This is a genomic window from Streptomyces sp. NBC_00209 (assembly GCF_045206345.1).
GTDB lineage: Bacteria > Actinomycetota > Actinomycetes > Streptomycetales > Streptomycetaceae > Streptomyces.
In genome coordinates, this window is record NZ_CP108121.1 from 3,219,463 (window position 1) to 3,231,435 (window position 11,973).

At 71.6% G+C, this 11,973-nt stretch carries 10 protein-coding genes; 9 read left to right on the plus strand and 1 reads right to left on the minus strand.

Annotated features, from left to right (window positions below; translation table 11 throughout):
• The first annotated feature begins 80 nt into the window (after nt 1-80).
• The 8 genes from OG867_RS14525 to OG867_RS14560 all read left to right on the plus strand — a co-directional run bounded on the left by OG867_RS14525 (nt 81) and on the right by OG867_RS14560 (nt 9,404).
• Nucleotides 81-866 (plus strand): response regulator transcription factor, encoded by a 786-nt coding sequence (locus OG867_RS14525; RefSeq protein WP_328901369.1) that lies wholly within the window; start codon nt 81-83, stop codon nt 864-866.
• A gap of 24 nt (nt 867-890) precedes the next feature.
• Entirely contained in the window at nt 891-1,931 is a 1,041-nt protein-coding gene (locus OG867_RS14530; RefSeq protein ID WP_328901368.1) for a LacI family DNA-binding transcriptional regulator, read from the plus strand.
• A 92-nt stretch (nt 1,932-2,023) separates the two neighbouring features.
• Nucleotides 2,024-3,091 (plus strand): S1C family serine protease, encoded by a 1,068-nt coding sequence (locus tag OG867_RS14535; protein ID WP_406285652.1) that lies wholly within the window; start codon nt 2,024-2,026, stop codon nt 3,089-3,091.
• Nucleotides 3,092-3,147: 56 nt separating this feature from the next.
• The gene (locus OG867_RS14540) at nt 3,148-3,879 is read left to right on the plus strand and encodes a response regulator transcription factor (protein ID WP_018101662.1); all 732 of its coding nucleotides are present in this window, start codon (nt 3,148-3,150) and stop codon (nt 3,877-3,879) included.
• On the plus strand, nt 3,876-5,294 hold the full coding sequence (locus tag OG867_RS14545) for a HAMP domain-containing sensor histidine kinase (RefSeq protein ID WP_328901366.1): 1,419 nt from the start codon (nt 3,876-3,878) through the stop codon (nt 5,292-5,294). The genes OG867_RS14540 and OG867_RS14545 overlap by 4 nt, the downstream gene beginning before the upstream one ends.
• A 182-nt stretch (nt 5,295-5,476) precedes the next feature.
• Entirely contained in the window at nt 5,477-6,430 is a 954-nt protein-coding gene (locus OG867_RS14550) for a 5-dehydro-4-deoxyglucarate dehydratase (protein ID WP_406285656.1), read from the plus strand.
• Nucleotides 6,427-7,695, plus strand: coding sequence for a glucarate dehydratase family protein (locus OG867_RS14555; protein ID WP_406285659.1), 1,269 nt, complete (start codon nt 6,427-6,429; stop codon nt 7,693-7,695). Before OG867_RS14550 ends, OG867_RS14555 begins: the two co-directional genes overlap by 4 nt.
• A gap of 56 nt (nt 7,696-7,751) precedes the next feature.
• On the plus strand, nt 7,752-9,404 hold the full coding sequence (locus OG867_RS14560) for a hypothetical protein (protein ID WP_328901363.1): 1,653 nt from the start codon (nt 7,752-7,754) through the stop codon (nt 9,402-9,404).
• 4 nt (nt 9,405-9,408) lie between these two features.
• On the opposite strand, the gene OG867_RS14565 is transcribed toward OG867_RS14560, so the two are convergent.
• Nucleotides 9,409-10,221 carry an IclR family transcriptional regulator gene (locus OG867_RS14565; RefSeq protein ID WP_328901362.1) on the minus strand — a complete coding sequence of 271 codons (813 nt, stop codon included), beginning with the start codon at nt 10,219-10,221 and terminating at the stop codon, nt 9,409-9,411.
• A 179-nt stretch (nt 10,222-10,400) separates the two neighbouring features.
• Here OG867_RS14565 and OG867_RS14570 point away from each other — a divergent pair, with 179 nt between their 5' ends.
• Nucleotides 10,401-11,948 carry a sodium:solute symporter family protein gene (locus OG867_RS14570; protein WP_328901361.1) on the plus strand — a complete coding sequence of 516 codons (1,548 nt, stop codon included), beginning with the start codon at nt 10,401-10,403 and terminating at the stop codon, nt 11,946-11,948.
• Nucleotides 11,949-11,973: the final 25 nt, after the last annotated feature.

An 11,973-nucleotide genomic window follows, 5' to 3' on the forward strand; every position in this document is an offset into this window, starting at 1 on the left:
AGGGAACGAGGAGGACCGAACGTCATGGGCGAGCCGACCGTGCACCATCAACGACCGACGAACCGGGCAGGTGGACGGCGATGAGTTCTCTGCTGCTCCTCACGAATGCCCTCCAGCCGTCGACGGAGGTGCTTCCCGCCCTCGGTCTCCTGCTCCACAGCGTGCGCGTCGCCCCCGCCGAGGGCCCCGCGCTCGTGGACACCCCGGGGGCCGACGTGATCCTCGTGGACGGGCGCCGCGACCTCCCTCAGGTCCGCTCCCTCTGCCAGCTGCTGCGGTCCACCGGGCCCGGCTGTCCGCTGATCCTCGTCGTCACGGAGGGCGGCCTCGCGGCCGTCACCGCCGACTGGGGCATCGACGACGTCCTGCTGGACACCGCGGGCCCCGCCGAGGTCGAGGCCCGGCTGCGGCTGGCGACCGGCCGGCAGCAGATCACCGCCGACGACTCCCCGATGGAGATCCGCAACGGCGACCTCTCGGTGGACGAGGCGACGTACAGCGCGAAACTCAAGGGCCGGGTCCTCGACCTGACCTTCAAGGAATTCGAACTGCTGAAATACCTGGCGCAGCACCCGGGCCGGGTCTTCACCCGCGCCCAGCTGCTCCAGGAGGTCTGGGGCTACGACTACTTCGGCGGTACGCGCACGGTCGACGTGCACGTGCGGCGGCTGCGCGCCAAGCTCGGCCCGGAGCACGAGTCGCTGATCGGGACCGTACGGAACGTGGGCTACCGCTTCGTCACCCCCGAGAAGGTCGAGCGGGCGGCGGAGGAGGCCAAGGCGGCCAAGCGGGAGGTCACCCGTTCGGAGCAGTCACGCGTTGCCGAGGTCACGGAAGAAGCCCCGGTCCGGCCTGCCAAGAGGTAGTTCCATCCGCGTAGACTGCCGCGCGTGGCCAAGGTGACGCGGGACGATGTGGCGAGACTGGCGGGGACGTCGACCGCGGTGGTCAGTTACGTCATCAACAACGGACCCCGGCCGGTCGCCCCGGCCACGCGCGAGCGGGTGCTCGCCGCGATCAAGGAGCTGGGCTACCGGCCCGACCGGGTCGCCCAGGCGATGGCCTCGCGGCGGACCGATCTCATAGGGATGATCGTCCCGGACGCCCGGCAGCCCTTCTTCGCGGAGATGGCGCACGCGGTCGAACAGGCCGCCGCCGAGCGCGGGAAAATGGTCCTCGTCGGCAACTCCGACTACCGCGACGAGCGCGAGGTCCACTACCTGCGGGCCTTCCTCGGCATGCGGGTCTCCGGACTCATCCTGGTCAGCCAGGGCCCCAGCGAGCGCGCCGCCGCGGAGATAGAGGCGTGGGACGCCCGGGTCGTGCTGCTGCACGAGCGGCCCGAGGCCATCGACGACGTCGCGGTCGTCACGGACGACATCGGCGGCGCCCAGCTCGCCACCCGCCACCTCCTCGAACACGGCAACGCGTACGTGGCCTGCCTCGGCGGTACGGAGGAGACCCCGGCGGTCGGCGACCCGGTCGCCGACCACGTCGAGGGGTGGCGGCGCGCGATGCACGAGTCGGGCCGCTCGACGGAGGGCCGGCTCTTCCAGGCCCCGTACAACCGCTACGACGCCTATCAGGTGGCCCTGGGGCTGCTCGCCGGGCCGGACAGGCCGCCGGCCATCTTCTGCGCCACGGACGACCAGGCGATCGGCGTGCTGCGGGCCGCGCGCGAGCTGCGCATCGATGTGCCGGGCGAACTGGCCGTCGCCGGGTTCGACGACGTCAAGGAAGCCGGGCTGACCGATCCGCCGCTCACCACGGTCTCCTCGGACCGCCCGGCGATGGCGCGGGCGGCGGTGGACCTGGTGCTCGACGACTCGCTGCGGGTGTCGGGGTCGCGGCGGGAGCGGCTGAAGCAGTTCCCCTCGGCGCTGGTGGTCCGCCGCTCGTGCGGCTGCGGAGAGCCGCCGGCCTCCGCCTGAGCCCCGGGCTTTATATCGGGCATACGAGGTTCTGCCGGGCTTCTCAGGGCGCCCTCACGCTCCTCTCATCTTGGCCGGACAGGCTCATAGACATGACAGAGAGCCAGCGCCCGAGCGGCGAGTACCCGATGTACCCCTCGTACGGCAACGGCGAAGCGGCCTACCCGCCGCCGCCGTCATACCAGCCCGCTCAGCCGGTCTTCCCGGACCCGATGGGCCCCGGTCCCGCCCCCGAGCCGCCCGCCCCCCACCGTCGGGTCCGCAAGCCGGTCGCGCTCCTCGCCGCGGTGGCCATCGCGGCGGCGATCGTCGGCGGCGGCACGGCGACGGTGATCGGCAGGCTCACCGACGACCCGGCCACCACCGCGGCCGCCGGCAGCGGGGTCGTGCCGGGCACCACCGTCTCGCAGAGCGACAAGGGCACGGTGGCCGGTGTGGCCAAGGCCCTCTCGCCGGCCATCGTGGAGATCGGCGCGACCTCGACGGCCGGCCAGTCCACCGGTTCGGGCGTGGTCATCACCTCGGACGGCGAGATCGTCACCAACAACCACGTCATCGCGGACGCCTCCCAGATCAAGGTCACCCTCAGCACCGGCAGGACGTACACCGCCGACGTCGTCGGCACCGACGCCGACAAGGACCTCGCGCTGATCAAGCTCCAGGGCGCGAGCGGGCTGAAGACGGCCACGCTCGGCGACTCCTCCCAGGTCGCCGTCGGCGACGAGGTCGTCGCGATCGGCTCGCCCGAGGGCCTGACCGGCACCGTCACCAGCGGCATCGTCTCCGCCCTCGACCGCGACGTCACCGTCGCCAAGGAGGGCGACAACGGCCAGAGCCGGGGTCAGGGCCAGGAGCAGCAGGGCGGCGGGCGCCAGTGGCCCTTCGAGTTCGGCGGACAGCAGTTCAACGGCGACACCGGCGAGTCCACCACCACGTACAAGGCCCTCCAGACCGACGCCTCGCTCAACCCGGGCAACTCCGGCGGTGCGCTGATCAACATGAACGGCGAGATCATCGGCATCAACTCCGCGATGTACTCGGCGAGCTCCGCCGCCGGCCAGGGCAGCTCCAGTGCGGGCAGCGTGGGCCTCGGCTTCGCCATCCCGGTGAACACCCTGAAGGCCGACCTCGACACCCTGCGGGCCGGGAACGGCTCCTGACCGTGCGGGGCTGAGAAACTGGCGGCCCGTACGACCGAGAAGAGGACAAGACAGCGATGAGCCCCGCCGAAGACGATCCGCAGCGCATCCTGATCGTCGACGACGAGCCCGCCGTGCGCGAGGCCCTGCAGCGCAGCCTCGCCTTCGAGGGATACGGCACCGAGGTCGCCGTCGACGGCCTCGACGCCCTCACCAAGGCGGAGTCGTACGCCCCCGACCTCATCGTCCTGGACATCCAGATGCCCCGCATGGACGGACTGACCGCCGCGCGCCGCATCCGCTCCACGGGCGCCACCACGCCCATCCTGATGCTCACGGCCCGGGACACCGTCGGCGACCGCGTCACCGGACTCGACGCGGGCGCCGACGACTACCTGGTCAAGCCGTTCGAACTGGACGAGCTGTTCGCCCGCATCCGCGCGCTGCTGCGCCGCAGCTCGTACGCGACGGCGTCGGGCGGTCCGGTCCCCGACGACAACGTGCTCTCCTTCGCCGACCTGCGCATGGACCTGTCCACCCGCGAGGTCATGCGCGGCAACCGGCGCGTGGAGCTGACCCGTACCGAATTCACGCTCCTGGAGATGTTCCTCGCGCACCCGCGCCAGGTGCTGACCCGCGAGCAGATCCTCAAGGCCGTGTGGGGCTTCGACTTCGAGCCGAGCTCCAACTCCCTGGACGTGTACGTGATGTACCTGCGCCGCAAGACGGAGGCCGGCGGCGAACCGCGCCTCGTGCATACCGTGCGCGGTGTCGGGTACGCGCTCCGCTCGGGCGGGGGCGACGGATGACGGGGCCGCTGCGACGCGTCCGCGCGCTGCCGCTCCGCTCCCGGCTGGCCCTGCTGGTCGCGACGGCGGTCGCGGCGGCGGTCGCGGCGGTGGCGGTGGCGTGCTGGTTCGTGACGCGGGAGCAGCTGGAGGAGCAGCAGGACGAGGCGCTGCGCGGTGCCACGGTCGACAAGGACTATCTGAGCGACCTGTACCAGTACTGCAAGCGCACCACCGCCAAACGGCCGCCCACGCCCTACACCGGCCTCACCGTCCAGCTCATCGACAGCCAGGGGAACGTGTGCGTGGCCCCCGGCTCGCCCCGGCTCCCGGTGACGCAGGACGACCTCGCGGTGATCGGTGGCGAGCCGTCCGGCGAGCTGCACACGGAGACCGACTCCGACGGGGCGAAGATGCGCGTCCTCACCTCCCCGGTGACGGCGACGGGTGTTCCGGGTGAGCCACCCATCCCCCTCGGGCTCTCCGTCGCCCGTCCCCTCAGCGAGATCGACGACCCCCTGTCCACCCTCGCCTGGGTCCTCCTCCTCGTCGGCGGCATCGGCGTCATCGGCGCGGGCGCCGCCGGGCTCTGGGTCGCCCGGTCCGGCCTCCGTCCCGTGGACGAGCTCACCGAGGCCGTCGAGCACGTGGCCAGGACCGAGGACCTGACCGTCCGCATCCCCGTCGAGGGCGAGGACGAGATCGCGCGCCTGTCCCGGTCGTTCAACTCGATGACCGCGTCCCTGGCGACCTCCCGCGACCGGCAGGCCCAGCTCATCGCGGACGCGGGCCACGAGCTGCGTACCCCGCTCACCTCGCTGCGAACCAACGTCGAGCTGCTGGCCCGCAGCGACGAGACCGGCCGGGCGATCCCGCCGGACGACCGCAGGGCCCTGATGTCCTCGGTGAAGGCGCAGATGACGGAGCTGGCCGCGCTCATCGGCGACCTCCAGGAGCTGGCCCGCCCGGACGCCGCCCAGCCGGGCCCGCTCCAGGTGGTGGCCCTGCACGACATCGCCCGCGCCGCCCTCCGCCGCGCCCGGCTGCGCGGTCCGGAGCTGACGATCACGGAGGACCTGGCCCCCTGGTACGTACGCGCCGAACCGGCCGCCCTTGAGCGGGCGATCGTCAACGTCCTGGACAACGCGGTCAAGTTCAGCCCGTCGCACGGCACGATCGACGTGGTGCTGCACCGGGGCCGCCTCACGGTACGCGACCACGGCCCCGGCATCCCCGCCGACGAACTCCCGCACGTCTTCGAACGCTTCTGGCGCTCCCCGTCCGCCCGCCAGCTCCCGGGCTCGGGCCTCGGCCTGTCGATCGTGGCCCGTACGGTCCAGCAGTCGGGCGGCGACATCGCCCTCACCCCGGCCCCGGGCGGCGGCACCGAAGCGGTGATCAGCCTCCCGGGGGCGCCGCAGCCGCCGCCGGAGTAGCCACGCGCATCCCCTCGGGCGCCTGCCGGTTCGTGACCGCTCACGAACCGGCAGGCGCCTTTCGCTGTCCGCCGCGCTTCTCGTACGAGCCCTGCGCACAGGGTTGACCGCTCCTGGGCGCACGCCTACAGTCCCGAATGCAATCCACGGATGCATACATCGTCTACATATGAAGATTGACCATGGAGGGGAGCCCCGAGTTGTCGACGTTCGACGGCGTGCTGTTCTTTCCGGTGACACCGTTCACCTCTTCCGGCGAGGTCGATCCGCAGGCGCTCGCGGAACACGTCCGCACCGGACTCGACGCGGGGCCGGGCGGCGTCTTCGTCGCGTGCGGCACCGGCGAGTTCCACGCCCTGGAACCCGAGGAGTACGCGCGGGTGGTGCGTACCGCCGTCGAGGCCGTCGACGGCCGGGTGCCGGTCTACGCGGGCACCGGCGGGGCCCTCCCGCTGGCCAGGCGGTTCGCCCGGGCCGCGAAGGAGGCCGGGGCGGACGGGCTGCTGCTGCTTCCGCCGTACCTGGTCCAGGGGCCGCCCGCCGGGCTCGTCGCGTACACCAGGGCGGTCGCGGAGGAGACGGACCTTCCGCTGATCGTCTACAACCGTGGAACCGCCCGCTTCGACACCGCGTCGGCCGTGGAAGTGGCACTGCTGCCCCAGGTGGTGGGCTTCAAGGACGGCCACGGCGATCTGGAGCAGCTCGCCCGCAGCGTCGTCGCGGTCCGCTCGGCCCTCCGGGACGAGGGCGGAACCAAGCCCTTCCAGTTCTTCAACGGCATGCCGACCGCCGAGGCCACCGTGCCCGTGTACCGGGGCATCGGCGTCGAGTTGTACTCCTCCGCGGTGTTCTGCTTCGCACCGGAGATCTCCCTCGCCTACTACCGGGCCGTGTCCAAGGGGGACGACGCGCTGGTGGAGCGGTTCCAGACGGTGTTCTTCCACCCGCTGATCGCGCTGCGCGACCAGGTCCCCGGCTACGCTGTCTCCCTCGTCAAGGCGGCCGTGCGACAGCGCGGGCTCGACGTCGGCGGCGTCAGGCCGCCGCTCACCGACCCGGCGCCCGAGCACCTGGAGGAACTGCGGCGCATCACCGAGGCCGGGCTCGCGCTGTGCGCGGAGGTGGCCGCCCGATGAGCGACCGCATCCTCATCACCTCGGTGACCGTGACCCCGGTCGCCTTCCGCGACCAGGCGCTGCTCAACGCCGTGGGCGTGCACGAGCCGTACGCGCTGCGCGCCGTCATCGAGATCGCCACCGACCAGGGGATCTCCGGGCTCGGCGAGACCTACGCGGACGAGGGGCACCTGCGGCGCCTCGCCGCCGCCGGGCAGGCGGTGACCGGCATGGACGTGTACGCGCTCCACGCGATGCACGCCGAGGTGACCCGGGTGCTCGGCGGCGACACCGGCACCGACGGCCACGGGCTGACCGGCATGATCACCACCAGCTCCACGGTGGACCGGGTGTTCTCGCCCTTCGAGGTCGCCTGCCTGGACATCCAGGGCAAGGCCGCCGGGCGCCCGGTCTCCGACCTGCTCGGCGGTGCGGTGCGCGACTCCGTACCGTTCAGCGCCTACCTGTTCTACAAGTGGGACGGGCACCCGGGCGCGGCGCCCGACGACTACCCCGAGGCCCTCGACAGCTCCGGGATCGTCGCCCAGGCGCAGCGCATGGTCGGCGCGTACGGCTTCTCGGCCATCAAGCTCAAGGGCGGGGTGCTGCCCCCTGGGCAGGAGGTCGAGTCGGTCCTCGCCCTGCGCGAGGCGTTCCCGGACACCCCGCTCCGGCTCGACCCCAACGCGGCGTGGACCGTGGACACCTCGATCGAGGTCGCGCGCCGGCTCGACGGCGTACTGGAGTATCTGGAGGACCCCACGCCCGGGCTCGACGGGATGGCCCGCGTCGCGCGCGAGGCGCGCATGCCCCTCGCGACGAACATGTGCGTCGTCGCCTTCGACGAACTCGCCCCTTCGGTCGCCCGGGACTCGGTCCAGGTCGTGCTCTCCGACCACCACTACTGGGGCGGGCTGCACCGCTCGAAGCTGCTGTCGGGCATCTGCGACACCTTCGGCATGGGTCTTTCCATGCACTCCAACTCCCACCTGGGCATCAGCCTCGCCGCGATGACCCATCTGGCCGCCGCCACCCCGAACCTCACGTACGCCTGCGACACGCACTGGCCCTGGAAGTCCGAGGAGGTCGTCCAGGACGGGGCGCTCGCGTTCTCCGACGGGGCGGTGCGGGTGCCGACGGGCCCGGGGCTGGGCGTCGAACTGGACCCGGACGCGCTCGCCCGGCTGCACGAGCAGTACCTGCAGTGCGGTCTGCGCAACCGGGACGACACCGGCTACATGCGGCGCATCGACCCGGACTACCGGGCCGTGTCGCCCCGCTGGTGAACGCACTCCTCACCTCGTCACCGCCATCGATGAGAACGCCGAAGGAGATTTCCACGATGAATGACCGGAACGCGCGCGGCACCACCAGGCGCAGGCTCACCCGGACCGCGCTGGCCGCCGCCCTTGTGGCGGGCGCGGGCCTACCCGCCGGGCACGCCTTCGCCCAGGACGGCGGGGACACCCCCGCCGCCACCCCCTTCGCCCTGAACGCCACGACGCACGGCCCGGGCGCCGGGACCCGGCTCACCGGCGACCACCAGGGCTTCTCCGTGGAGTCCGCGGACTTCGCCCACGGCTACCTGACCAAGGAGCGGATGGCGGACCGGCTGCGGACCCTGGGCGACGACGGGGTGATCCGGCTGGGCGGCTACTCGATGGACCTGGTGTGGCCCGCGTTCGGCAGGTGGAGCGGATCGGCGGCACCGAAGGAGGCGATCGGCGGCACGGTCGACCAGTCGGACCTGGACGCGCTCAAGAGGCTGGTGCGCGCCTCCGGCTGGAAGGTCACGCTGGGCGTCCCGCTGAAGGCGGTCATCGACCAGTCCCTGCTGAAGGACCCGTCGAAGGACCCGGCCCCGCCGGTCACCCTCGACCAGGTCGTCGCCGAGGTGAAGGCGGCGCACGAGACGCTCGGGGACGACCTGCTGTCCGTGGAGATCGGCAACGAGTTCGACAACGTCACCACCATGACCGGCGGCGACATGTGGGAGACCGTCAAGCGGTACGAGGCCGCCATCCACACGGCCCTGCCGCACGCGCACATCAAGGTGCTGGGCCCGTCCGCCAACACCGCGGCGACCAACACGAAGCTCGACGAGTTCACCGCGGCCGCGGCGGCGGACACCACCGTGAAGCCGGAGAAGATCCTCTCCGAGCTCTCCTCCCACTTGTATCCGGGAAGCCACTGCGGCTCGGCGAACATGCCGCTCGCGCAGGTGCTCGCCCCGGAGACGTACACGAAGACGCAGGCCAAGCTCGACGGCATCAAGGCGCTCGGAGCCCGGTTCGGCGACCGGATACCGATGACGCTGAACGAGTCCAACAGCGCCTCGTGCAGCGGGCAGCCGGGCGTCAGCAACGCGTACGCGACCGCGCTGTGGTCGCTCGACTACCTGATGCAGACCGCCCAAAGCGGTGTCGACCGGGTCGAGTTCCACACCAACACCGGCGGGATCTGCGGGGACTTCAAGCCGCGTGACTCGGCCGACTACCCGATCTCGTACCGCTATTACGGGGCGTTCTGCGCGAAGGACCGGGCGGAGCTGGACGCCGGCGGGCTCTCCGCGAACCCGCTGTACTACGGCCTGTGGGCGTTCCGCCAGGTGCCGGAGGGCACGTTCGTGGATCTCGGCCTCGCCGACGCCGACCTGGGCGAGCTGCGGGCATACGGTGTCCAGGGACGGGACGGGAAGCTCACGCTGGTCCTGATCAACGTCCAGGACCCGGCGGCGGCCGGCAGCACCGCGGACGAGGTCACGGTCACCCTCCCGTCCTCGTACCGCACGGGCCGCGCCACGACGCTGCGCACCTCCGCGCCGGACGGGCTCGCCTCGGTGGACGCGTCCGCCGTGCGCCTCGGGGACCGTACGGTCTCCCCGGCGGGCAAGGCGTCCGGGCACCTTCGGACGACCTCCGTGGACGTCGGCCACCGGAGCGCCACGGTCGAGGTGGCGCCGGGCACGGCGCGGATCGTGACGCTCTCGCGGTGACCCGCTAGCGGATTCCCTGCCGCCGCAGCACCCGGGCCAGCTCCTCCGCGTGCCGCAGGACGGTCCCGCCGACCCGGGCCAGCTCCTCGGCGGTCGCCCGCGCCACCGGGATCGCGCAGCTGATGGCGTCGGTGGCGGGAATCCGGTACGGGACGGAGGCCGCGACACAGCACAGGCCCGGGGTGTTCTGCTCGCGCTCGACGGACCACCCGCGCTCGCGGGCCTCCTCCAGCTCGGCGAGCAGTTCGGGCCGCCCGGTCACGGTGTTCTCGGTCAGCGGGTCCTGCTCGACGTCCGCCATGAGCGTCTCGACCTCCGGGCCGGTCAGCTCGGCGAGCAGGGCCTTGCCCAGCGCCGTCGCGTGGGCCGGGAGCTGGCGCCCCACCCGGGAGGTGAGCCGATGCGAGTCGGTGGCCTCGCGGCTGGCCAGGTAGATGACGTGCGGGAGATCGAGCCGGGCGTAGTGGGTCGTGTATCCCACCTCCTCGCGCAGCCGCTCGATCTGACGGATCGCCGGCGGCAGCGCCGGATCCCGGTCCAGATAGGCGGTGCCGCACAGCAGGGCGCGCGGGCCGATACCGAAGGACAGATCGCCCTCGGGGCTCTCCACCCACTTCAGGGCGCTGAGGGTGCGGAGCAGGGCGTAGAGGCTGGAGCGGGGGTATCCCGTGGCCTCCTGCAACTGCCCCAGGCTGAGCCGGCCGGGCGAGGCTGCCAGCGCTTCCATGATCAGGACCGCGCGCTCGGCCGACTTGACCAGACCGCGTCCGGACTCGTCGGTCTCGCTCGCGGACGGGGTGGCCTTTTGTCCAACCAATGAAAACCCTCCCAAGTCATTGACCGCCATCATACGGCGGGCTAGCCTCCCGCCTGATCAAAGTCCACGAATGAAATCACTGTCTACATATGCAGACACGAATTTCATGAACCACCTCTCCCTTCCGCTCACTGCCCACCGACAGCCGGCGAGTGCCGACCGGGCAACTAGGAGTTCACATGGCTGCGTTGGACTGGGTCGCACTCGGCGGCTACTTCGTCGTGATGCTGCTGATCGGCTTGTGGTCGCACAAACGCATCAGCAACGTCAGCGATTACTTCACCGGCGGAGGCCGGATGCCCTGGTGGCTCTCCGGCATCTCGCACCACATGTCCGGCTACAGCGCGGCCGTGTTCGTCGCCTACGCCGCGGTGGCCTACAGCTACGGCATCACCGTCTACGTCTGGGCGTTCATCCCGCTGGCGGTGGGCACCGGCCTCGGCGCCGTCGTCTTCGCCCCCCGCTGGAACCGGCTCCGCAAGCGGTACGGGGTCGCCTCGCCCCTCGAATACCTCGCCACCCGGTACAACGTGCCCACCCAGCAGGCCCTCGCCTGGAGCGGCACCCTGCTCAAGGTCTTCGACGTGGCGGCCAAGTGGGCCTCGGTGGCGATCCTGCTCAACGTGTTCACCGGCATGAACATGAACACCGGCATCGTGCTGACCGGTGTGGTCACCCTGCTGTACTGCACCGTGGGCGGCCTCTGGGCCGACGCCCTCACCGACTTCGGTCAGTTCGTCATCCAGGGCGTGGCCGCCATCGCCATGGTCGTGGTCGTCCTCGGCGAGCTGGGCGGGATCTCCGGCCTGGGGACGCTCTGGGACGACCTCCCCGCGCACCACACCGAGCCGCTGGTCGGCCCGTACACGGCGACCTTCCTCACCGCTTACATCATCATCAAGATCTTCGAGTACAACGGCGGCATGTGGAACCTGGCCCAGCGCTACATGGCCACGGAGAACGCCAGGGACGCCCGCCGCTCCGCCGGCCTCTCCGCGGTGCTCTACCTGATCTGGCCGGCCTTCCTGCTCTTCCCGTCCGTCGCCGCGCCCGTCCTGCTCCCGCACGTCGCGGACCCCCAGCAGGTCTACGCGCTCATGAGCGAGAAGTTCCTGCCCGCGGGACTGGTGGGGCTCACGCTCGCCGGGATGTTCTCGCACACCATGGCCATGGCCTCCTCGGACGCCAACGCGATCTCCGCGGTCGTGACCCGCGACATGATGCCCGCCCTCTCCCGCAGGGCGCGCGGGATGAGCGAGCGGTCCGCGCTGCTGGCCGCCCGGATCGTCACGGTCGCCTTCATCACGCTCAGCATGCTCGTGGCCATCGAGGCCGACCACTTCGGCGGCGTGCTCGGCATCATCGTGGCCCTCGTCGCGGCGGTCATGGGACCGATCTCCATCCCGCTGCTGCTCGGGCTGCTCGCCCCCTTCCGGAAGTTCGGGCCGCGCGCCGCACTGATCTCCTGGGCCGGCGGGCTCATCGGGTACTGGATCGTCAAGTACGGCATCGACAGCACCGACCAGACCGCGGTCGTCCTCACCCCCCTGGTCACCTCGCTGGTCCTCTTCCTCGTCGTCGGCCTCCTCAGCCCCGAACCCAGCCCGGAGGCCGACGCGCTCGTCGCGGCCCTGTCCACCGACGGCGACGACGACAGCGGTGCGGCGGCCGGCGCCGTCCCCGTGCCCGCGCGGGAGCCGCAGCCCTTGTCCCGGGCCGAGGACTGAGCCTCCCGGCCGGCCGCACCCCACT

Bases quoted from the DNA above. Each gene is read 5' to 3' on its own strand.
- OG867_RS14525 (WP_328901369.1), top strand. From the start codon at position 81: ATGAGTTCTCTGCTGCTCCTCACGAATGCCCTCCAGCCGTCGACGGAG.
- OG867_RS14570 (WP_328901361.1), top strand. From the start codon at position 10,401: ATGGCTGCGTTGGACTGGGTCGCACTCGGCGGCTACTTCGTCGTGATG.
- OG867_RS14545 (WP_328901366.1), top strand. From the start codon at position 3,876: ATGACGGGGCCGCTGCGACGCGTCCGCGCGCTGCCGCTCCGCTCCCGG.
- OG867_RS14540 (WP_018101662.1), top strand. From the start codon at position 3,148: ATGAGCCCCGCCGAAGACGATCCGCAGCGCATCCTGATCGTCGACGAC.
- OG867_RS14560 (WP_328901363.1), top strand. From the start codon at position 7,752: ATGAATGACCGGAACGCGCGCGGCACCACCAGGCGCAGGCTCACCCGG.
- OG867_RS14535 (WP_406285652.1), top strand. From the start codon at position 2,024: ATGACAGAGAGCCAGCGCCCGAGCGGCGAGTACCCGATGTACCCCTCG.
- OG867_RS14550 (WP_406285656.1), top strand. From the start codon at position 5,477: ATGGAGGGGAGCCCCGAGTTGTCGACGTTCGACGGCGTGCTGTTCTTT.
- OG867_RS14555 (WP_406285659.1), top strand. From the start codon at position 6,427: ATGAGCGACCGCATCCTCATCACCTCGGTGACCGTGACCCCGGTCGCC.